A 21,873-nucleotide genomic window follows, 5' to 3' on the forward strand; every position below is an offset into this window, starting at 1 on the left:
GTTTTCTCCTCCCTCTAAGCCATCGCTTTACCGGGGTCAGAACTAAGGGACTGGATGTTTTTCAATTTTTTAAGGCGTTTCATCACATTGTTTTGCTTTCCGAAGTACGTGTAAAGCTCCTTATATTCCGCATAAAGCTGATCGTATAAGGAAACGTTTTCAGGAATTGGTTTGTACGTTTTATCCTTGATCTTGCCCATATGTGCGACTGCTTCTTCGATATGGTCGTAACCGCCGTTCATGCTTCCGGCCGCGAGCGCTCCGAATATCGCTGAACCTAAAGCCGGCGCCTGCGGAGATCCGGAAATTTTGATTTCCATGTTGGTGACATCCGCGTAAACCTGCATGATAAACGGATTTTTTTCGGCGATTCCTCCTGCGGCATACAGCTCCTCGATCGGCACGCCGCTTTGTCTGAACGTTTCAATAATGATCCTCGTCCCGCAGGCAGTCGCTTCAACCAATGCACGGTATATCTCTTCAGGCTTAGTGGCAAGGGTCATACCGAGCAGCATTCCCGTCAGATCGGCATCAACGAGTGTTGAACGGTTTCCGTTCCACCAATCCAATGCAAGCAAACCGCTTTCACCGATTTGGAGACTGCCGGCCTTTTGAGACAGCAGTTCGTAAATGGAAATCCCTTCGGCTTCGGCTTCTTTCAAATACGCTTCTGGAACAAAGTGTTGAATCAGCCAATGAAAATGGTCGCCAACGCACGATTGGCCCGCTTCATAGCCGACATAGCCCGGCAGAATCCCGTCTTCAACGACGCCGCACATTCCCGGCACCATCCTGACATCCTCGCCGAGCAGCATGTGACAGGTAGACGTTCCCATGATCATCAGCATCTTGCCCGGCTCTGTGATGCCGACCGCCGGAACCGACACATGAGCATCAACATTTGCGACAGCGACCGCCGTACCTGCCAGAAGCCCTGTCTTCCCGGCCATTTCTTCAGTCAGTCCGCCCGCTTTTTCGCCTACAGAATAAATATCCTCCGTTAGTTTTTCCCGAACGATATTTTTCAGCTTCGGATGCAGGCTTGCGAAGAAATCGTCGGAAGGATAGCCGCTCTTATTGTTCCAAATCGCTTTATAACCCGCTGTGCAATTGTTGCGCTTTCTGGTTCCGCACAGCATATAGACGATCCAGTCGGCCGCTTCCATGATCTCGGCTGCGGCATCATAAATGTCAGGCGCTTCTTCCGCGATTTGCATCACTTTTGGAACGAGCCACTCGGAAGAAATTTTCCCGCCGTATGTTTGAAGAAAAGGTTCATTTCTTTCTTCCGCGATTTGATTTAAGCGATTCGCCTGCTCCTGTGCAGCATGGTGCTTCCAAAGCTTCACATAGCTGTGCGGTTCCGACGCATACTCTTCCCTCATACAAAGAGGAGTCCCGTTCTCGTCAACGGGCAAAATCGTGCAAGCCGTGAAATCGATTCCGATTCCGATGATTTCTTTCGGATCCGCTTTTGACTGTTTCAAAAGGCTCGGAATCGTTTCCTCCAGCACTTCAATGTAATCGGCCGGATGCTGGAGCGCCCAGTCTCTCGGAAGCTTTCGCTTTGAGACCGGAAGCTCCCGGTCTATCACCCCGTGCGTGTACTCTTTGACAGCTGTCGCGATTTCCTCACCTGTCCGGACATCGACGAGAACTGCACGCCCTGACAATGTTCCAAAGTCAACTCCGATTGTGTAAGGGATAAGTCCTCACCCCCTTAAAACTTGCGAAGCCGATATGCAGCTTCACTCCATTTGAGTTCATTGCGAAGATTTAAAATCGTTGTATCACGATTGATCAACACCGCTTCAATGCCCGACATTTCGGCCCAATCGAGCATCTGCTCGGCTGTCAGCTGGTACGAAAGGCATGTATGGTGAGCACCGCCAGCCAAAATCCACGCTTCAGCCGATGTTCTCAGAGACGGCTGAGGCTTCCAAAGTACGCGCGCCACCGGAAGATTCGGCATATCATGCGGAACCTTCACAGCTTCCACTTTATTGATGACAAGCCTGAAACGTCCGCCCAAATCAATAAGGGAGACATTGACCGCAGGACCTGCAATTCCGTCAAACACGAGCCGCGCCGGATCATCCTTTGCACCCATTGACAGCGGATGGACTTCAATTCTCGGTTTGTGTTCGGCAATCGAAGGGCACACTTCAAGCATGTGGGAGCCGAGGATCATTTCATTGCCCGGTTCAAAATGGTACGTGTAATCCTCCATAAATGACGTTTCTTTTCCGCCGGCCATCATTTTCATCATCCTGACAAGCGCAGCCGTTTTCCAATCTCCTTCTCCTCCGAAGCCATAGCCTTCAGCCATCAGCCGCTGAACAGCCAAACCCGGAAGCTGCTTCATGCCGTGGAGGTCTTCAAAGGTTGTCGTAAAGGCCGTATAGCCTCCGCTCGAAAGAAAGCGCTTTAATCCAAGCTCAATCCGCGCCTGCTCCTTGACGGATTCCCTTGCCGCTTCGCCTTCCGGCCACTCATAAAGCTCCTCATATTCGGAGATGAGCTCGCTTAGACTCTGTTCTGATACAGCATTGATCTCCGTGACGAGATCGCCGATTCCATATCCGTCGACAGACCAGCCAAGCTGAATCTGCGCTTCAATCTTATCTCCTTCTGTTACCGCCACATTCCGCATGTTGTCCCCAAATCGGGCGACTTTGATATGGCGGCTTTCAATATATGCGACCGCTGCGCTCATCCATTTGTCGATCGAGCGCTTTACTTCTCTGTCTTCCCAATATCCGGCGATTACTTTTCGAGGAATGCCCAATCTCGCTCCGATAAAACCGTATTCGCGGTCGCCGTGGGCAGACTGATTAATATTCATGAAATCCATGTCGATTTTATCCCACGGAATGTCCCGGTTAAACTGGGTATGAAAATGGAGCAGCGGCTTATTCAGCTCGGAAAGGCCGGGAATCCACATTTTGGCCGGTGAAAACGTATGCATCCAGGTGATGATGCCTGCGCACTCTTCGTCCCGGTTCGCCTCTTCAAACAGTTTTCTGACGCCGTCCAGCGAAGTGGCCACCGCTTTGTACTCGACTTGAAACCTTAAATCTCCGTCATTTAATCCGTTGCAGATCATTTTGGAATGCTCTTCTACCTCTTGTACCGCCTCTTCGCCATATAAATGCTGGCTGCCTGTCACAAACCAAAACACATGCGTCTTTGCCTGAATCAAATAGCTTCCTCCTCCTCGTCTTTATGGTGTCTGTGTAGAATAGCAAACTATTAAAACGCTTACAAAAAAACATAAATCATACCTTGATCTCAAACTGTATCGCGATTATATGTACGTACAACTAACATCAAAAACATATTTGTACGAACAACTTCATTATATCATTATGAAAAAAACTGTCAATTTAATTTCCGGTATGTTTTTTATTTTTTTTGACAGATTTCAGAACAAAAAAACCGGGCGGAAACCGCCCGTCATCTGCTGTTAATAAGTCGGCCACCCTTGGGAATCCCAGTACAAGTCATTGATGAGCAGCTTTGATACACCATTGTCCAGCGCGTCGTAAGCATGCCTGACAAGGATCGAGTTGTTCAGAACATCCTGATGTCCCGGCCCTTTCCAGCGGTCATTGCCGGAGTCCAGGATCGTCCCTCCGCCGTTCATCATATTTTTGCCGCTTTTATCATAATAGGGTCCCGTAATGCTCGTTGAACGGCCATAGGCTATTTTATATGTGCTGTCCACCCCTTTGCAGCAGCTGTCAAACGAGACAAATAAGTAATAGTAGCCGTCTTTGTAGGTAATGTTCGGGGCTTCAACCGCTCCTCCGTTATTCGGCCTTGAGGCGATCGAATACAGGCTTCCCGTCGGTTTCATCGTGTTTTTATCAAGCCTTGTCAGCTTAATGCCGCTCCAGAAGGAACCGAATGAGAGCCAGGGGTTTCCGTCTTTGTCAATGACCAGATCAGGGTCAATGGCATTAAACTGATCGCCGGATGTCGACCTGATGACCAGCCCGTCATCCCGCCATTGGCCGGATGAAATCCGGTCTGTCGATGCGAGCCCTATCGCTGATGTGTTTGAACCGAAAGACGAAACCGAGTAGTACAGCCAATACCGGCCGTTATAGTAGCTGATATCCGGTGCCCATTGATGCGGTTCATGATTTGGTACGTACATCTTCCACCATGACAATGGAGTTGGAAAAATACTCGGGGCAGCACTCCAGTTTCTCCCGTCTGTTGACTTAATGACACGCAGCCCTGTGCCGAGCCCTGTTCCAAATGTATACCATGTATTTCCCTCTTTAATGATAGAAGGGTCATGGATGAAATTGTCCCCTTTTGTGTCCCAAAACGCCGCTTTGCCTGATTCAGGCATCGAAAAAGACAGCAGCAGTCCGAATATCAAGGCCGCCAAAGACATTTTCCGCAACACATTTTTCATTCAGCTCACACTCCTGTTCTTGTAATGAAAAAAACAATGCCTCCCTTTCTTTGTCAATTTTTCGAACAATGTTTATATATGTAAGCGCTGTCTTTAACATTCCAAAAAACAAAAAAAGCTGACAGCTTGTAAGATAAGCTGTCAGCCTGCTCTTTCATCAGTCAAACGTAATGTTTTGAACCGTCTCTTTATCCAGTCGTTTAATGACTTCGGTAATTAATTTTACCGCATGTTCATAGTCATCCCGGTGAAGCATGGCCGCGTGCGTATGGATATACCTCGTCGCGATCGTGATCGACAGGGCAGGCACTCCGTTCGCGGTAAGGTGGATTGATCCTGAATCTGTTCCTCCGCCTGAGAGGGCGTCAAATTGATACGGAATGCCGGCTTCATCTGCCACATTCGTTACAAAGTCGCGAAGCCCTTTATGGGACACCATTGATGCATCATAAAGTATGATCTGCGGGCCTTTTCCCATTTTGCTTGCCGACTCTTTTTCGGTAATACCAGGCGTATCACCCGCAATTCCCACGTCGACACCGAAAGCGATATCAGGCTTGATCGTATGCGCGGCTGTTTTCGCGCCTCTCAGCCCTACTTCCTCTTGTACGGTTCCGACGCCGTAGACGACATTCGGATGATCGGCTCCTTTCAGGTTTTTCAGCACGTCGATTGCGATCGCGCAGCCGATACGGTTGTCCCATGCTTTGGCAAGCAGCATTTTTTCATTATTCATCACCGTAAATTCAAAGTAAGGGACGACCTGGTCTCCCGGAAGAACGCCCCATTCCATCGCTTCCTCCCTGCTCGACGCCCCGATGTCGATAAACATATCTTTAATATCGACCGATTTTTTTCTCGCCTCCTGAGACAGGACATGAGGAGGCTTTGAACCGATGATACCGGTGATGTCGCCTTTCTTTGTCACGACCGTCACACGCTGCGCCAGCATGACCTGGCTCCACCAGCCTCCGACCGTCTGAAAGCGGAGATAGCCCCTGTCATCGATCCGCGTAACCATAAAACCGACCTCATCAAGATGGCCGGCAATCATAATCTTCGGTCCGTCAGCCTGTCCGGTCTTTTTTGCGATTAAGCTTCCCAGTCTGTCTGTCGTAACCTCGTCGGCAAACGGTTCTATGTACGATTTCATGACTTGTCTGGGTTCTTTTTCATTCGCCGGAATTCCTTTTGCATCAGTTAATTCCTTTAGCATCATCAATGTTTCATCAAGCTTTGCCATCTCTATACAGCCTCCTTAATTAACCCTCATTTACTATTATACAGAAACATCCCTTTTCAATACGACCAATATCGTTTACAGCTTTTTTGGTTAAAAAATGAAACCTTGCGGGAACTGGTTCGTATATATTGGGATATACTCAAAATTACTTTCAAGGGAGGTTCTGTTTTAACATGATTGTCATCATATTGAGACTGGCTTTGCTGGCGCTTTTGGTCTACGTCGTGTACAGGGCCGTTCAATTTTTGGGGAGCCCGGACAGAAGGCTGAAATCAGCACAGGCAAAAAAGCACTTTTATGTTTTGGACGAACAAAAGAATACACGCAAAAATCTCAAGCTGACATTTAAAGGCGTGCTTTTCGAAGGAGAAAAACACATTCCTTCAAAAGACCATCCGCTGTTCATCCATACGATTTTTGTATGGACGGAAGCGCCTGAAAAAAAGCTCAGCTCTTTTACGGAAGAAGACTTCGCGGAACTTGAAGAAAATATTAAAGAGCACTATCCCGATTGCAAAATCGACTGGGATTCGAACATCCAAAAGTGGAAAAACAAAAAAGCAGAAGAGCAATAAAGCCTCGTCTGCTTTTTTAATTCATCATATAAAAGCCGGTCAAAACAGCTTGCACGCCGAGCAAAAAAGGAATGCCGAGCCTGAAGGAAAGGTGTTTTGTCTTATGTCTGAACCGCATCATCCCGAACCAGACGCCTGCGGAGCCAAAAGCAGCCGCAACGAGCCAGATGCGGCGCTCAGACACCCTCCATTTGCCTCTGACCGCTTTTTGCTTATCGGCTTTCATTAAGAAAAAACCGTATCCGTTTATGAGGATCATGTATATCCATATGAGAGTCAATTGTTCATTTTCCCCTTGTTTTTCGGTTTGGGCGCCTGCTGCGGCCGGCCTCCCCGAATCGTTTTACATCCTGCTCGAAGAACAAAAGAAAAAGGCCGGAGCCCGGCCTTTTTTCAATTATTTATTCAATTGCGCTTTAGCAGCGTCTGCAAGCTGATTGAATGCGTTCAGATCGTTTACAGCAAGGTCAGCAAGCATTTTGCGGTTTACTTCGATACCGGAAAGCTTAAGACCGTGCATTAAACGGCTGTAAGAAAGACCGTTCATGCGCGCTGCAGCATTGATACGAGTGATCCAAAGTTTGCGGAAATCGCGCTTTTTCTGACGACGGTCGCGGAAAGCGTAGTTTCCTGATTTCATAACCTGCTGGTTAGCTACTTTATATAATGTATGTTTTGAACCAAAATAACCTTTTGCTAATTTGAGAACCTTTTTACGACGTTTGCGTGTAACAGTTCCGCCTTTTACTCTTGGCATTAGATTTCCCTCCTAATTATACCTTTTCCGAAATTACTTAATGTTGGCAAGCTGCTGCTTGATGCGTTTGAAATCGCCGGCGCTTACGACTGCGCTTTTGCGAAGCTTGCGCTTTTGTTTTTGAGATTTATTTGCGAACAAGTGACTTGTATATGCATGAGAACGTTTCAGTTTCCCGGAACCTGTCTTTTTAAAACGTTTCGCAGATCCGCGGTGAGTTTTCATTTTTGGCATGGATGTTTCCTCCTTAATTACTTTTCAGTTTTAGGCGCGAGCACCAGGAACATGCTGCGGCCGTCCATTTTCGGCTTCGTTTCAACAGTCGCCACTTCCGCGCAGGCTTCTGAAAAACGGTCCAGCACGCGCTGCCCGATTTCTTTATGCGTGATCGCACGGCCTTTAAAGCGGATGGACGCTTTCACTTTGTCCCCTTTTTGCAGGAACTTGATGGCGTTGCGAAGCTTTGTATTGAAGTCGTGTTCTTCAATACCAGGGCTCAGCCGAACTTCTTTTAAGTTAATGATTTTTTGATTTTTGCGTGCTTCCTTTTCCTTCTTCTGCTGCTCGAATCTGTACTTTCCATAGTCCATGATCCGGCAGACAGGCGGTTTTGCATTCGCTGCAACCAACACAAGGTCAAGATTTGCGCGACCCGCAATTTCCAGTGCTTCCTGGCGGGATTTGATCCCAAGCTGATCGCCATTTTGTCCGATCAAACGAACTTCACGCGCACGGATACCCTCATTAACCAATTGATCTTTGCTAATAATGAGCCACCTCCATAGAATCTTTGAATTGATTTCACAACTCATTTTGACCGTTTCTTTGCATTCCACAGGCAAACAAAAAGTGCGGGCATCGAAACACCCACACTGCGAACATTGCATAGAAAAATAAGAAATGTACGTTTAACCTGCCAACTACAAGAATGTGTCAATCAGGTGAGAAGCGGGTGCTTCTGCTTGTTGATATATATTCAATTCATTATCCATCTTACATAAACAAATCCTGCAAGTCAAGATATAAAATTTATCACAACATTTGCTATTATATCAGGACACATTTCAAATAGCAATGCTATTTTTTTATTTTTCTTTCAGCCGCTCTATCCGCCGATCATTTGAACACATAACGGAACGACAAACACGGTCACGACGCCGACGACGACAACTGCAATACTCGCCATTGCCGCTTCGACTTCCCCCATTTCAATTCCGACGGCGACGCCGAGGGCATGTCCTGATGTTCCGAGCGCCAACCCTTTGGCGATCGGATGCTGCACTTTGAAGATTTTCAAAAAAAGCGCGCCGAGCGCATAGACGATCACTGCGTTAAAGATGACGGCGAAGGCCGTAATATCTTGAATCCCGCCGATCCCTTTTGATAAAGGAAGAGCAATCGCCGTTGTGGCGGCCTGGGGCAGCATGCTTTTCATGACGGCTCCGTCAAGATGGAGCGCGTTTGCGATCAGATAGACGACGGCAACCGAGCAGACGGAGCCTGCAATAATGGCACCAAGGATTTGCAGCCAATACTTTTTCAACTTGTCCGCCTGTTTATATAAAGGAATGGCGAACGCAATTGTGGCGGGCTCCAAAAAGAACTTAATGATGTCTCCGCCGCTCTTGTAGTCCTCATATGAAAAACCGCCGATTTTTAAAAACGCGATCCCAAGAATCATCGCGACAAACAGAGGCGTGAATAAGAAAAAACCATTTGATTTTTTAAATAAAAAAGTGCCGGTGCCAAATGCGGCCAGTGAAACGACGATACCGAAATAAGGTGTCATAGCGTAAAGAACCTCCTATTGATTCAAGATGCTGTTTTTTTGGCTGGTTCAACTCGTGTGTCTTGACGGTCCTTTTTGCCGACAGACAGAATGAACTGTGAAAACAATCCTGTCGCTGCAAGCAGAATGACGGTGGCCAGGAAAATCACGAGGACGATCGGCAATCCGTATTTCTCCATGACGCCGAGCGAATTCATCACTGATATTCCCGACGGAACGAACAAAAAGCCGATCAGCGAAGTGAGCGCCGTGCCGAGCGATTCAACTTGTTCAAGCTTCAGCACTTTCGTACACAGCAATGCAAACAACAGCACCAAACCGATGACAGATGGAGGAATCGGGATGGGCAGAACCGCGGCGATTCCGTTTGAAATAAACATCATAACAGCAAAAATAAATGCCTGAGTTAAAAAGCCGTATTCTTTTTTACCCTTCATTTCGTTCACCTCTTTGGCTGTGTTGGGTTCATTATATAAAAAGAGCCTCCCCAAAAAAGCGTTTTCAAAATAACTTGCCGGATACGGCCCCTCAATTGCAGAAATGGGAAGCTGAAATGCAAATCACTCTTCCGGCTTTGCAAATTCTTCACAATTATTTAAATTCCAGAATGTGCTAATGAAGCTAAGCTGATCGTATAGTGGTTAATGAGAAATTGATGAGGAGGCCCTGACCCATGGACCATTCAAGAGGAGGCCGCTTTGTTCCGTCTGGCGAATTTGCATCTTTGGCAAGGCGCGGCTTGATGCCTGAAGACGCTTCAATCGCCGCAGGCGCGCCCCGATTTGCAGATTATCCATTCAAGCTTGGAGTGGCTTCAGGAGACCCGCATCCCGACGGGTTTGTCATCTGGACGAGGCTTGCCCCCGATCCGCTTGCCGAAGACGGATTAGGGGGAATGCCTGACAAAGCTGTCCCTGTTCAGTGGGAAGTAGCTGAAGATGAACATTTTCACAAAGTGGTGAAGCGCGGGACGTCCTCTGCGCTCGCTGAGCTTGCCCACTCCGTTCATGTTGAAGTGCACGGTTTAAAGCCGGGAAGCTATTATTGGTACAGGTTTAAAGCGGGCAGGGAAATCAGCCGGACAGGCCGTACAAAAACCGCGCCTGCCCCGCACGCCGACATCAAGGGGATGTCGTTCGCCCTCGCCTCGTGCCAAGCTTGGTACCACGGGTATTTTACGGCTTACCGGCATATGGCCGAAGACCATCCGGACGTTGTTTTTTTCCTCGGAGACTATATTTATGAATATGCCATTAATGCTAAAAATCTTTTCCGCGATGTGACTTTATCCGCTACCCACAACGCAAAAACCGTTACCCTCAGCCAATACAGACTCAGATATTCTCTTTTTAAGACAGATCCGGACCTTCAGGCCATTCATGCGCTGGCTCCCTGGGTTGTGACGATGGATGACCATGAGGTTGAAAACAATTATGCCGGCATCCATTCGCAATACAATGCTTCTCCGGACGATTTTCTCCGGCTGCGCGCAGCGGCGTATCAAGCTTTCTATGAAAATATCCCGATCCGCAGCACATCGATTCCAAAGGGGCCTGACATGCTGATGTACAGGCGGTTCCGCTATGGAAACCTGGCTGAATTCAATGTTTTGGACACCCGGCAGTACCGCAATAATTTTCCGGCAAATGAGGCTGAACGGCTTGAGCCATCCCGCTCCATACTCGGATTTGACCAGGAGCGCTGGCTTTTTCACGGCTTGAGCCGGTCTGACACGATTTGGAACTTTTTAGTCCAGCAAGTCGTGCTGGCTCAAATCGACCGCGACACAGGTCCTGGAGTTGAGTACAGCACAGACCAGTGGGACGGCTTTCCCGCTTGCCGCGACAGGCTTTTTTCCGCATACAAGGCATACGGCATCCAAAACCCCGTTGTACTGACAGGGGATATCCACAGACATGCCGCCGCCGACTTAAAAGCGGACTTCGATGATGCGGGGTCAGCGACAATCGGAACCGAGCTGATCACAACTTCGATATCTTCGGACGCTGACGGCAGCGAGACCGATTCTTTGGCGCCGATCTGGCTCGGAAACCCGCATGTCAAACTGTACAATGCACAGCGCGGCTATGTTCGCTGCCGCTTGACGCCCCGGCAGCTCGAAGCCGACTTTCAGGTTCTTCCTTATATCACACGTCCCGGCGCTCCAGCCTCAACTTATGCCAAGTTCGCCGTTGAAGCAGGACGCCCCGGGCTCCAGCGCATGTTTTAGCTAAAAAACGGCGGTGAAAGACGAATTAAGCCCTTCACCGCCGCTGATCATTTTTTCACACCATATGCAGCCGTTTTTTCAGCTCTTTCGCGTATGTACGGCTGACAGGGATCGTGGAGCCGTCTTTCATCAGGAGGTTGTATGTCGAATTGAACCAGGGTTTGACCTGTTTAATATGATCCATATTTGCGAGAAAACTTCTGTGCACCCTGATCAATGCCGTCTGCGAAAGCTTTTGTTCGAGTACAACCAATGTATCGTGAACCGTGTATGCCTGATCAAAAGTCTTCACTGTGACGTGTCCGCCTTCTAACCCGGCATATACGATTTCATCGGGATCGAGCACGACGATCGATTCGTCAATGCTGAGAGCCAGCCTGTGGTGGCCTGCAAGCTGCCGCTCCTCCTGTTTGCCGGGGCGCATCCTTTTATATTTGTGGATTGTCTGTCTGATTCGCTCCTCATCAAACGGCTTTGTCAAATAATCAATCGCATCCACTTCAAATGCTTTCAGCGCATATTCATCATAAGCGGTCGCAAAAACGACAGCCGGAGGCGCCGACATTTTTTTCAGCCGCTGCGCAATGTCAAAACCGTTCTCCCCTGACAGATCGATGTCCAGGAAGAGGATATCGGGTTTGCGATCCGCCATTTTGTCAAACGCTTCTTCGATATGTTCAGCTTCGTCAATCGCATCCACTTCTTCAGTCTGCTCTAGTAAATATCTCAGCTCGTCCCGCGCAAACATTTCATCATCCACGATTAATACCTTGAGCATCTCTGTTCCCCTCTCTTTCGGTTTGAAAAGGAATCTTGAAGGATATCTCTGTTCCTTTATCAAGTTCGCTGGCAATCTGCAGAGCAGCCTGGTGCCCGAACAAACCGGTGAGCCGCTGGTTCACATTGTAAAGCGCCGTCCCATTTCCTTCCTTTGAAGGGGCGGGCGCCTGCCCCAGCTGTCCAAGCATCTCCGGATTAATTCCCCTGCCGTTGTCTGACACCTTCATCAAAACGCCGTCCCGCTCTCTCACAGCGCATACTTTTACCGTGCATACCTTTTGTTTTCTCGGAAATGCATGGCGAAGCGCATTTTCAACGAGCAGCTGCAAGATAAAAGGAGGGATTTCCATATTTTCAAGGCCGTCCTCGATATGAAAATCAATATGATACTTGCCCGGAAATCGGGCCTGCTCCAATGATAAATAGGCTTCCAGATGGTTCAGCTCTTTTGAAAGCGGAATCATCAGCTGCCTGGCTCCCTGCAGATTGGAACGAAAATAAACGCTCAGCTGCAAGAGAAGTTTTCGCGTTTTTTCCGGATCTGTCCTGCACAGAGCAGAAATCGTATGGATGGCATTAAATAAAAAGTGCGGATTGACCTGCGCCTGAAGCGCCTTGATTTCGGCATCTTTCAAAAGCTTGCTTTGCAGCTCAGCCTCACCGAGTTCTAGCTGAGTGGAAAAAAGCATGGCAAGCCCTTCGGCCAGCTCTTCCGTCACACGGTTAAGACCGGACGGGTGCTTGAAGTACAGCTTCAGCGTGCCGATTGTTTCGCGGTTGGAGAAGAGCGGCAGTACGATCGCCGCCTGCAGCGGACAGGAACGGTGCGCACACTCGATTTCATCGCGCGACTTCACTTTCATGACCTTTCCGGTTTGAATGACTTTTTTCGATAAACCGGTGATCAGATTTTTCGAAGGAATATGATGATCTGCTCCATCTCCGACATGAGCGAGAATGTTCTCTCTATCCGTAATCGATACGGCATCCGTCCCTGTCATGCGGTGTATAATGAGAGCGGCGCTTTTGCAGGAATCCTCATTCAGTCCCCGGCGGAAAAAAGGAAGCGTCTGATCCGCTATCGAAAATACCTTATGGGTCTGAACGGCCCGCGCCTGTTCCTCTTTGCGGATAATAGACTGAATGATCGATAGAAAAATAAAGCTGCCCGTCCCGTTGACAATCGTCATTGGAATGCCGATCATCTGAACAAGCGCAAGTGCCTCAGCCTGCGGTTTTGCAAGCACGAGAATCATAAGCATCTGCAGGCCCTCCATACAAATGCCCGCAAGAGCGGCTACCCGCGGTGTCACCATCTGGTGCCGATTCCTGAAAAAGCTGCCGATATAACCCGCAATGACACCTGCCAGCAGTGAAGAAACCGCGCAGCTCAAAGCCGTCGTCCCTCCCAGTGAAAAACGGTGAATGCCTGAGAGCAGTCCGACACCCGCTCCGACAAACGGCCCTCCGATCAAGCCGCCGATTTCGACGCCGAGAATTCTCGTATTGGCAATCGAGCTTGACGGGTCGATTGCGAAAATCCAGTCATTGTTCAAAATCTCGCGCTCCCGGATTTCAATGCCTGTATAGTTGCTGATGATGCTGAACAAGGAAAAAATAAAGATGAGAACTCCCTTGCCCTTATACCCTTCCGGATGCTGTAGGTGCTGACGGAACACCTTCATATGGGCCAACATAAAGCCCAGAATGACGATGATCCCCACTCTCTCCAGCATCATAATCATGAGTTGGACCATGTACTTCCCCTTGCTTTCTTTCTGAATCGGAATCTGCTCTTATTCTATCATACCTCTCTTTATTCACTCTTTGAGACGGCATGGCTTTAAAACCTTTTAACGGCCAAAACCGCTTCATGAGCAAAATAAAAAAGGCAGCAATTGTCTGCCGCCGTTTACTTATTTGCTGCTTCCCACTTTGAAATTAACAATCAGCCACACAACTTGAATGATGAATGGAAATATAAATGCAATTAACAAAACGATAAATGCTATTAATTTAAGTTCAGGTGTTTGAGCAACACCAGCGCCATCAACATCTCTCAGCCAAACAACAGCTGCTCCGATTACAAAAACGGCCGTCCACAATATGTTGCAAATCCACCAAAATACCCAGCGTTTTTTCACAATACCATTCCTTCCATCTCCTCAACTATAAAACGATTCTTCCTCCCGCGCATGGGCCAGCATCACCATCATCAAATAGATCTTAGAAACGTTTTCCAAACAATAGATTTCGTTTCATTTTATCATATTCAAGAAGCTTTCATACTTTGATACTGCATTACATCACATTCTTAAATCATTTCTTTCACATCCCTTTGATCTATTGTAAAATAAATGAGAGAATTCTATAAATTAATGGCAGAGGAGAAGATGATGAAAGCCGTATTTTTTGATTTAGACGATACATTGCTCTGGGATGAAAAAAGCGTCAGCACAGCATTTTCCAAAACGTGCCTTAAAGCTGAAGAAAAATACGGAATCCATGCGGAAGAATTTGAAGCAGCCGTGCGCGAAGCAGCGCGAAAGCTTTACATGTCTTATGAAACATATCCATACACCGTCATGATCGGCATCAACCCATTTGAAGGACTGTGGTCAAACTTCAGCGAGCCGATCAGCGAAGGGTTTCAAAAACTGAACAAAATTGTTCCCGAATACAGAAGAAACGCATGGACAAACGGATTGAAGGCGTTTGGCATCGACGATCCCGCCTTCGGGGAAGAACTCGGCGAATATTTTGCGGCAGTGCGCCGAAAGAGCCCTTTTGTTTATGAAGAAACATTTGCCGTTTTAGATGAGCTGAAAGGAAAAGTAGAGCTTCTTTTGCTGACAAACGGCGATCCGAGCCTGCAGAAAGAAAAGTTGGCAGGCGTACCGGAACTTGCTCCTTATTTTAATGAAATCGTGATTTCCGGTGAATTTGGAAAAGGAAAGCCTGATCCAAGCATATTTGAACACTGCCTCACCCTCCTCGGCATGACAAAAGATGATGCCGTGATGGTCGGAGACAACTTGAACACCGACATTCTCGGGGCTTCCAGAGCAGGCATCCAAACCGTCTGGGTCAACCGCAAAGGCAAAAAGAATGAAACTGATGTTGCACCTGATCACGAAATCAGCCATTTAAGCGAACTGTTCGATATCCTCCGCGGACAAGCAGCGGACAAGCTAAGCAAAAAAGCATGACTCCCGGGCGGGAATCATGCTTTTTTCTTGTTTATTTCTTTGCTTCAGCAACGGCTTTTTTGATAAAGTCTGCAATTGCAACCGTTTCTGATTTTTGCTCTCCGTATTTGCGGACGTTGACGGCTTCGTTTTCAACTTCCTGGTCGCCGACGACAAGCATGTAAGGGATTTTTTGCATCTGCGCTTCACGGATTTTATAGCCGATTTTCTCGTCGCGGGTATCGACTTCAACGCGAAGCCCTTCACGCTGCAGGCGCTCTTGAACTTTTTTGGCGTAGTCAAGATGCACAGACGGCGATACAGGGATGACCTGGAACTGAACAGGGGCAAGCCATGTCGGCAATGCGCCTTTATGCTCCTCAATTAAGAAAGCGACAAAGCGTTCCATTGTCGATACGACACCTCTGTGAATGACGACCGGACGATGAGGTTTTCCGTCTTCCCCGACATATGTCAGATCGAATTTTTCAGGAAGAAGGAAGTCCAGCTGAACAGTTGACAGAGTTTCCTCTTTGCCGATTGCTGTTTTGACCTGAACGTCAAGCTTCGGTCCGTAGAAGGCCGCTTCCCCTTCAGCTTCGTAATAATCATGGCCGATCTCGTCCATCGCCTCCTTCAGCATCGATTGCGCTTTGTTCCACATTTCATCGTCATCGTAGTATTTCTCTGTATCTTCAGGGTCGCGGTAAGACAAGCGGAATGAATACTCTTCCAGTCCGAAGTCTTCGTATACATCCTGAATCAGGCGGACAGTTCGAATGAACTCGTCTTTGATTTGATCTGGACGGACGAAAATGTGGGCGTCATTCAGCGTCATTCCGCGGACGCGCTGCAGCCCTGAAAGAGCCCCTGACATTTCATAGCGGTGCATCGTTCCGAGCTCGGCGATCCGGATCGGAAGCTCACGGTAGCTGTGAATGTCGTTTTTATAAATCATCATATGGTGCGGACAGTTCATCGGACGAAGCACAAGTGTTTCATTGTCCATCTCCATCGGCGGGAACATGCCGTCTTGATAATGATCCCAGTGGCCTGATGTTTCATACAGGTCTTTGCTGCCGAGGACAGGGGTGTACACGTGCTCATAGCCGAGCGCGAGCTCTTTGTCAACGATATAGCGCTCGATGACGCGTCTGATGGTCGCACCCTTTGGCAGCCAAAGCGGCAGACCCTGGCCGACTTTTTGCGAATTGGCGAACAGCTTCAGTTCTTTTCCGAGTTTTCTGTGGTCGCGTTCTTTCGCTTCCTCAAGGAGGCGAAGATGCTCTTCAAGCTCGGCTTTTTTGAAGAAAGCCGTCCCATAGATGCGCTGGAGCATCTTGTTGTTGCTGTCTCCGCGCCAGTATGCCCCCGCAAGGCTCAGCAGCTTGAACTCCTTGATTTTGCCCGTCGAAGGAACGTGAACACCGCGGCACAGATCGAAGAATTCGCCCTGCTCATAGATCGATACCGTCTCGCCTTCCGGAATCGCATCAAGCAGTTCCAATTTCAGATCATCGCCGATTTCGGCAAACAGGGCTCTGGCTTCCTCTCGGCTGACTTCTTTTCTTACGATCGGCAGATTTTCCCCGACGATTTTTTTCATTTCCTTCTCAATCTTCGGAAGGTCTTCCGGAGTCAGCGCTTCTTCCAAATCCACGTCGTAGTAGAAGCCGTTTTCGATAACCGGGCCGACCCCGAGCTTCACGTTTTTATACAGGCGCTTGATCGCCTGGGCCATTAAGTGTGCAGTACTGTGGCGCATGATTTCAAGCGCTTCTTCGCTGCCTTCTGTAATGATTTCGATGGCGCCGTCCTCAAGGATCGGTGCGCGCAGATCGATTTCTTTGCCGTTTAATTTCCCCGCTATCGCTTTTTTCTTTAAGCCGGGACTGATTGATGCCGCGATATCTTCTGTTGTCGTCGCTTTTGCAAACTCCTTAACCGCTCCGTCAGGAAATTTGATTTTTACCATATCTGACATCCTAGTCACTCCTTTTTTTTACAAAATAAAAAATCCCCGTCCCCCTAAGAAAGGGACGAGGATTAATAAACGGAATTCGTGGTTCCACCCTTTTTCCCGAAAACGCAAAAAACCCGGCGCGCTCTCGGCTTTCGGTTCTGTAACGGGAAGTCCCGTCAGTCATTACTAGACAAATTGCCGTTCACAACTGATGTTCAAAGGCGGTAAAAAAATGATCCTTGGCATAAGAGACTTTCAGCCATGGTCTCCCTCTCTGTCAAACCGGTGTTCATCTTTTCATGTCCTTATCAATACATGATATCTTTAAGTTTATACCGTATTATAAATTGTTTTTCACGCAAAATCAAGAATGCTCTTCCAAAATGTTTTCCCGCGGATGAAAGGCGCCAAGCGGAAGAATCCGCACCCTCTCCTGAAAAATATTTTGAATGGTCTGAACCATGGCGTGTTCCCGGTCTTCTGTATAGAGGTCTATTTTTTCCGGCGCAATCGATACGAGCGGAGCCAGGAGATGGGAATCAATATACATTGGGTGTTCTCTTACGAACCGCCTGTCTATGTATTTTTTTTGTTCCCGTTCAGAAATATACTTTAATTCCCACAATACAAAGTAACCGTCGTGCACAATGTGGACATGGTCAAGCATCGGCTCTTTCGACATGACGTAGTCTCTCAGCGATTGAATGAATGTCTGATATTCCTGCTCCATTTTATACTCGTCGATCGCCGCCTCCACATAAGATCTGAGGCGTTCATAATACTTCGCAAGGCGAAACGTCATAAATGACCGAATCGAAAAGACGTTTTCCTCAAGACAGATCGCTTGGAGCTCCTGAATGATGAAATGTTCGCGAGGGGTGTCGTCCTTGTTGAGAGGAAGCCCTTCAAGTTCGCCCTCCATAATGCTGTGGGCCAATTGAAGAATCTGCTGCTGTTCATCCCGGTCCAAAAAGTAATAATCGCCTTCAATGACCGAAAGCATGTATTCATCTTCTTTGCATTCTGTAAAAAATCTCGTCAGAACCGGCTCAATATAGGCCTGAATACTGACAGAGGAATGGGTCTTTTCAATTCCGATCTTCCCTGGCGCTTCGTGAATCCTGATATGCCGATTCGCATCCGCATTGCGAAGGAGATGCAAAAACGCGGCTGTATCATAATCATCTTCAAATGTAATTTCAAGCATGTTTGTCCCCCCTAACAACATCTGTTACATGTATATGGGGGTGACAAATAAAATAGACGTAAAAAAGGATGAGCCCTTAATCGAGGAGCGCCTGCACTTTTTTTCTGAACAAAAGCGGCACTGTAATGAATATCAGGTAAATTGCGGCTGTAACCGCAATCGCTAGGATGTCGCCGGTCAAGAGGCTTGACCCGAGCACGTTTAAAATAATGGTGCCCGGTATGATACCCGCGGCCGTCGCCAGGGCAAACGACAGAGGCTTCACTTTGGAAACGCCTGCCGCATAGCTGACCGCGTCAAAATGAATCGGCGCCAGCCTCAAGAGCAAAATGCAGAAAAAGCCGTTTTTCCGCAAAAGCGTCCGCAGGCTGTCGAGCTTCAGCGGCATGTGCTGAAAGTATCCGCCGAGCCTGTATGCAAGAGCGAATGATAAAAATGCACCGCCTGCCGCACCGATAAAAGAATACAAAGAGCCAAACAGCGGACCGAATGCGAGGCCGCCGCTGACGGCGAAAACGGAAGCAGGAAGCAGCAAAAACGGCCGGATCATCAATAGTCCGATATAGATCAACGGGGCGAAAATCCCAAAGGATAAGACGCCTTCTCTTATATGAGCAGGGCTCAGATTCAGGTATTTCGCATTCAGCCATAGTCCGGCCGCCGCGATTACGGCGATTACCGTCCATTTGGCCAAGGTTCTTTTTCGCATCTTCTTCATCTCCGTGATTGAAGCTCGGTGTCAAATGATTACTGACGCCGGTTTTTCCCGTCCAGCCGGACAGGCGTCGCTAAATACAGCACCCTTTCCATCAGCCTTGCCGCTTTTACTTCTTCTTTTTCTCCCCTTTGCGAATAGGTGAAATGGTGTTTCAGTTCATCAGGATCAAAGTTTGAAGAGAAAAACGTCGGCAGCTGCTGGGACATTCTGTGCTGAAGGATGGCGCCGAGCACCTCATCCCTCACCCAGCTTGACATGGACTCCGCACCGATGTCATCGAGCATCAGAATCGGCGTAGACTTGACCATATCAAGCTTTTCCTCAAGCGACTGATCATGTATCGCATTTTTCAGCTCCCTGACAAATTCAGGGACATAGACGAGAATGGACGGATGATCCTTTGCGGCAAGCTCATTTGCAATGGCGGCCAGCATAAAGGTCTTTCCGACCCCGAACTTCCCGTAGACGTAAATGCCTTTTCCCTTTCCCGTTTCGTTATAGTCATGCAAGAATCCCGTCACAAGCTGAAGGACCTTCAATCTGCTCGGGTCATCTCCGTCAATATCGGCAAACGTAGCATTCAGAAGATCCTGTTGAATATAGATGCTTTTAATCAGCGACCTCTGTCTTTCCCTCTCGTCCGCTTTCTTTTTTTCCGGACACCTATCGTATTGAACATCGATTGTTTTTCCGTTCAGCACAAGCTTTGGATGATAACCCTGTATCAGGTTTTTGCATTCTTTCAGACCCGGGCAGTCTTGGCATGCTTTGCTTTGCTGTGTATATTCATAAAGCTTGTTAAGGCTCCTGTCGATCATTCCTTGATCCACTTCTGACTGGCGGCTGTTTAAAAACGCCTGAACATCCTTGTCAGAGAGCACTTTTTCTTTCATATCTTCAAGGCGTTTTTTAAAATCGGGTCTCGTCGTCACGCCTTGCAAAGCGCGTTTAATCGGCTCCATCATCTTGTCACCTCACATTAAAGAGCGGAATGGTTTTTCAGTTTTTTTACTTCTTCGAGCAGCTTCTGTTTCTGCTGGTCAAAGCCTTCTCTGGTTGCAGGACCAGCCTGCTCTGTTTCCAGCGGTTTGCTGTCAGCATCGTCACTTTCCCGAAGCCAATCAGGCAGCTTTTCTTCTCTGATGACTTTCTTGTTCCGGGAAGTCTTTTTCTTCCCTTCCGCCCATTCAAGATATTGGCGGTTTTCTTCTTTCGCAAGCTTCATGGCCTCTCTAACCGTACGAACTTTTTTTCTGGCCCAGTGGGAAGCGATTTTTTGCGTGTAATTTTTCGAAAGCTTCATATCGGTTTTCAGCATGACATAATAAATCAGAACATTGATGACGCCGGGCTCTAATTTTTGGTCAAGCATAATTTCTTCTATAATTTTCAGATCGGCTTTGGATGGTTCCGCTCCGCCGCCAATATCCTGCAGCAGCTTTCTTGGCGATACTTGCTCAAGCAAAGCGATCAAATTGTCTTCCTTGGCGTTTGTGGACGACTGTTGATTCGGCTGTTCGCGGAGATTCATCGGCTGCACTTTGTCGACGAGTTCCGGAAGCGGGCCGCCGCGCTCGATCTGATACCAGTCGCTCGCCGCTTTTCTGAGCGCCTCTGTCGTGATCATATCGTGTTCGTCAACGGCTGACATGACGACGTTTTGCATCTGAAGCGGTTCGATACCGTAGAGAAAGGCCAGCTTTTTAATCGTTTCCTTTACTTGGTCTGTCAGCGCTTTTCTCGGGATAAGCGTGTCAGATAAACCGGCGAGAAACAGTTGAAAGTCAAAGGCGCCGTCTGTGACTGCTGCCGGTTGGCTATTCCCTTCTTTCATCCATTCATGATCTTCGCGAAGCTCCATCGCTTCGATCATATCGTCGGACATCTTCCATTCGCTCGGCTGGACAGATGCAAAAACTTCATTGAAAGAACGGGTGATGTCCCGTGCTTCTTCAGGAACAGACGGGTGGGAAAAATATTCTTTCAGCTGCTGAAACCTCGCCTTTCCGACGCGGTTGTACAAGAAGACATTCAGCATGCCGTCCTGAAAGAACTCGTCCGGTCTGAGCGGCGGAATCAATTCATATATAAACAAACGTTCGTGTTCCGTTTCTTTTATATAAGTTTTCAACAGTCCGATCCCCTCAAGCTTTTCCTTTTCTGAGTGAATCGTCTTCAGGCTGGTCTGCATCGCCGCCATCAGCTGTCTGTGAGTCGAGCTTTTTCCCCAGACTCTGTTTTGCTCCAGCTCTCCCCACAGCGTGAGAAACAAGCTGAACGAAAAAGAGCCGATTAAAGGCTGATACAATAGCGTGACAATTTGCCGGTCCAAGTCCTGCAGCAATCCGCTGCTTTTGACAACATACGGATCGACAGGAAGCAAATCTTTCCAATAATTACTCATATCTTTTGTCAACCTTCCACTTTGTTTCTTGTCCTCATTTTACACCTTTTTCAGGCTTTCATGTCACACGACTGTGTTTTTGTCATGAGAAAAGAGCTGGATCAATTTACAGCTCTTTACCGTTCTTTCTTTATTAAATCTTTCAGCTCGTCGATAAATACGTTAATATCTTTAAATTGGCGGTATACTGAAGCAAACCGTACATATGCGACTTCGTCGATTTTCGCAAGCCTGTCCATCACCATTTCTCCGATCATGTCGCTTTTCACTTCAGAAACGCCTTGATTTCTAAGCTCTTTTTCAATTTCAAAGCAAATATCCTCAAGCTGCTTCAAGGCGACAGGGCGCTTTTCGCACGCTTTGATCAAACCGCGGAGCATTTTCTCGCGGCTGAATTCTTCCCGGATTCCTTCTTTTTTTACGACGATGAGCGGAATTTCTTCCACTTTTTCAAATGTAGTAAATCGATAGTTGCACGATTCGCATTCGCGTCTTCTGCGAATCGATCTGCCTTCGTCAACCGGACGGGAGTCCAAAACCCTCGTCCCATTATGCTGACATGCTGGACATTTCATTTTTTCAGCTCCTAT

Annotated in this window: 22 protein-coding genes and 1 other annotated feature; of the genes, 3 read left to right on the top strand and 19 right to left on the bottom strand. The window is 47.9% G+C overall.

Annotated features, from left to right (window positions below; all coding sequences use genetic code 11):
* Positions 1–14 precede the first annotated feature (14 nt).
* From araB to MKY62_RS15120, 4 genes are all read right to left on the bottom strand, one after another.
* The gene (araB, locus tag MKY62_RS15105) at positions 15–1,706 is read right to left on the bottom strand and encodes a ribulokinase (protein ID WP_026699137.1); all 1,692 of its coding nucleotides are present in this window, start codon (positions 1,704–1,706) and stop codon (positions 15–17) included.
* 14 nt (positions 1,707–1,720) lie between these two features.
* The gene (gene araA, locus MKY62_RS15110) at positions 1,721–3,202 is read right to left on the bottom strand and encodes an L-arabinose isomerase (RefSeq protein ID WP_003184257.1); all 1,482 of its coding nucleotides are present in this window, start codon (positions 3,200–3,202) and stop codon (positions 1,721–1,723) included.
* Between the two features lie 264 nt (positions 3,203–3,466).
* A complete protein-coding gene (locus MKY62_RS15115) occupies positions 3,467–4,429 on the bottom strand; it encodes a glycoside hydrolase family 43 protein (RefSeq protein ID WP_003184259.1) in 963 nt (320 codons plus the stop codon).
* A gap of 157 nt (positions 4,430–4,586) precedes the next feature.
* Positions 4,587–5,672 carry a M42 family metallopeptidase gene (locus tag MKY62_RS15120; RefSeq protein WP_003184261.1) on the bottom strand — a complete coding sequence of 362 codons (1,086 nt, stop codon included), beginning with the start codon at positions 5,670–5,672 and terminating at the stop codon, positions 4,587–4,589.
* 173 nt (positions 5,673–5,845) lie between these two features.
* Between MKY62_RS15120 and MKY62_RS15125 the strand changes: the two genes are divergently transcribed.
* Positions 5,846–6,247, top strand: coding sequence for a hypothetical protein (locus tag MKY62_RS15125; RefSeq protein ID WP_003184262.1), 402 nt, complete (start codon positions 5,846–5,848; stop codon positions 6,245–6,247).
* Between the two features lie 16 nt (positions 6,248–6,263).
* Here MKY62_RS15125 and MKY62_RS15130 read toward each other — a convergent pair whose 3' ends face one another.
* From MKY62_RS15130 to lrgA, 6 genes are all read right to left on the bottom strand, one after another.
* A complete protein-coding gene (locus MKY62_RS15130; protein WP_003184264.1) occupies positions 6,264–6,527 on the bottom strand; it encodes a DUF1294 domain-containing protein in 264 nt (87 codons plus the stop codon).
* Between the two features lie 117 nt (positions 6,528–6,644).
* Positions 6,645–7,004, bottom strand: a complete 360-nt coding sequence (gene rplT / locus MKY62_RS15135) for a 50S ribosomal protein L20 (protein ID WP_003184266.1) — start codon at positions 7,002–7,004, stop codon at positions 6,645–6,647.
* A 33-nt stretch (positions 7,005–7,037) separates the two neighbouring features.
* Positions 7,038–7,238: a 50S ribosomal protein L35 gene (rpmI, locus tag MKY62_RS15140; RefSeq protein WP_003184267.1), complete on the bottom strand. Its 201-nt coding sequence runs from the start codon at positions 7,236–7,238 to the stop codon at positions 7,038–7,040.
* 17 nt (positions 7,239–7,255) lie between these two features.
* Positions 7,256–7,774 carry a translation initiation factor IF-3 gene (gene infC / locus MKY62_RS15145; RefSeq protein WP_111304963.1) on the bottom strand — a complete coding sequence of 173 codons (519 nt, stop codon included), beginning with the start codon at positions 7,772–7,774 and terminating at the stop codon, positions 7,256–7,258.
* Positions 7,775–7,841: 67 nt separating this feature from the next.
* Positions 7,842–7,974: a sequence feature (ribosomal protein L20 leader region), on the bottom strand.
* A 135-nt stretch (positions 7,975–8,109) separates the two neighbouring features.
* Positions 8,110–8,793 carry an antiholin-like protein LrgB gene (gene lrgB / locus MKY62_RS15150; protein ID WP_003184270.1) on the bottom strand — a complete coding sequence of 228 codons (684 nt, stop codon included), beginning with the start codon at positions 8,791–8,793 and terminating at the stop codon, positions 8,110–8,112.
* A gap of 23 nt (positions 8,794–8,816) precedes the next feature.
* The gene (gene lrgA, locus MKY62_RS15155) at positions 8,817–9,230 is read right to left on the bottom strand and encodes an antiholin-like murein hydrolase modulator LrgA (protein WP_003184272.1); all 414 of its coding nucleotides are present in this window, start codon (positions 9,228–9,230) and stop codon (positions 8,817–8,819) included.
* Between the two features lie 236 nt (positions 9,231–9,466).
* Here lrgA and MKY62_RS15160 point away from each other — a divergent pair, with 236 nt between their 5' ends.
* A complete protein-coding gene (locus MKY62_RS15160) occupies positions 9,467–11,023 on the top strand; it encodes an alkaline phosphatase D family protein (protein ID WP_003184274.1) in 1,557 nt (518 codons plus the stop codon).
* Positions 11,024–11,078: 55 nt separating this feature from the next.
* On the opposite strand, the gene MKY62_RS15165 is transcribed toward MKY62_RS15160, so the two are convergent.
* The 3 genes from MKY62_RS15165 to MKY62_RS15175 all read right to left on the bottom strand — a co-directional run bounded on the left by MKY62_RS15165 (position 11,079) and on the right by MKY62_RS15175 (position 13,947).
* Positions 11,079–11,801 carry a LytTR family DNA-binding domain-containing protein gene (locus MKY62_RS15165; RefSeq protein ID WP_003184275.1) on the bottom strand — a complete coding sequence of 241 codons (723 nt, stop codon included), beginning with the start codon at positions 11,799–11,801 and terminating at the stop codon, positions 11,079–11,081.
* Positions 11,776–13,560: a sensor histidine kinase gene (locus MKY62_RS15170; protein WP_003184277.1), complete on the bottom strand. Its 1,785-nt coding sequence runs from the start codon at positions 13,558–13,560 to the stop codon at positions 11,776–11,778. The genes MKY62_RS15165 and MKY62_RS15170 overlap by 26 nt, the downstream gene beginning before the upstream one ends.
* 159 nt (positions 13,561–13,719) lie before the next feature.
* On the bottom strand, positions 13,720–13,947 hold the full coding sequence (locus tag MKY62_RS15175; RefSeq protein ID WP_003184279.1) for a DUF3923 family protein: 228 nt from the start codon (positions 13,945–13,947) through the stop codon (positions 13,720–13,722).
* Positions 13,948–14,199: 252 nt separating this feature from the next.
* Between MKY62_RS15175 and MKY62_RS15180 the strand changes: the two genes are divergently transcribed.
* Complete coding sequence (locus MKY62_RS15180) at positions 14,200–15,012, top strand: HAD family hydrolase (RefSeq protein ID WP_003184281.1); 813 nt, start codon at positions 14,200–14,202, stop codon at positions 15,010–15,012.
* Positions 15,013–15,043: 31 nt separating this feature from the next.
* On the opposite strand, the gene thrS is transcribed toward MKY62_RS15180, so the two are convergent.
* The 6 genes from thrS to nrdR form a co-directional block, all read right to left on the bottom strand.
* The gene (thrS, locus tag MKY62_RS15185) at positions 15,044–16,975 is read right to left on the bottom strand and encodes a threonine--tRNA ligase (protein ID WP_003184282.1); all 1,932 of its coding nucleotides are present in this window, start codon (positions 16,973–16,975) and stop codon (positions 15,044–15,046) included.
* A 343-nt stretch (positions 16,976–17,318) separates the two neighbouring features.
* Positions 17,319–18,161 carry a putative sporulation protein YtxC gene (gene ytxC, locus MKY62_RS15190; protein WP_003184284.1) on the bottom strand — a complete coding sequence of 281 codons (843 nt, stop codon included), beginning with the start codon at positions 18,159–18,161 and terminating at the stop codon, positions 17,319–17,321.
* Between the two features lie 76 nt (positions 18,162–18,237).
* Positions 18,238–18,870: a TVP38/TMEM64 family protein gene (locus MKY62_RS15195; RefSeq protein ID WP_003184286.1), complete on the bottom strand. Its 633-nt coding sequence runs from the start codon at positions 18,868–18,870 to the stop codon at positions 18,238–18,240.
* 38 nt (positions 18,871–18,908) lie between these two features.
* A complete protein-coding gene (gene dnaI / locus MKY62_RS15200; protein ID WP_011198187.1) occupies positions 18,909–19,841 on the bottom strand; it encodes a primosomal protein DnaI in 933 nt (310 codons plus the stop codon).
* Positions 19,842–19,858: 17 nt separating this feature from the next.
* Positions 19,859–21,283 carry a replication initiation and membrane attachment family protein gene (locus MKY62_RS15205; protein WP_003184290.1) on the bottom strand — a complete coding sequence of 475 codons (1,425 nt, stop codon included), beginning with the start codon at positions 21,281–21,283 and terminating at the stop codon, positions 19,859–19,861.
* A 116-nt stretch (positions 21,284–21,399) separates the two neighbouring features.
* Positions 21,400–21,858 carry a transcriptional regulator NrdR gene (gene nrdR / locus MKY62_RS15210; RefSeq protein WP_003184292.1) on the bottom strand — a complete coding sequence of 153 codons (459 nt, stop codon included), beginning with the start codon at positions 21,856–21,858 and terminating at the stop codon, positions 21,400–21,402.
* Between the last annotated feature and the right edge of the window lie 15 nt (positions 21,859–21,873).

This window comes from Bacillus sp. FSL R7-0646, assembly GCF_037969865.1.
GTDB lineage: Bacteria > Bacillota > Bacilli > Bacillales > Bacillaceae > Bacillus > Bacillus licheniformis.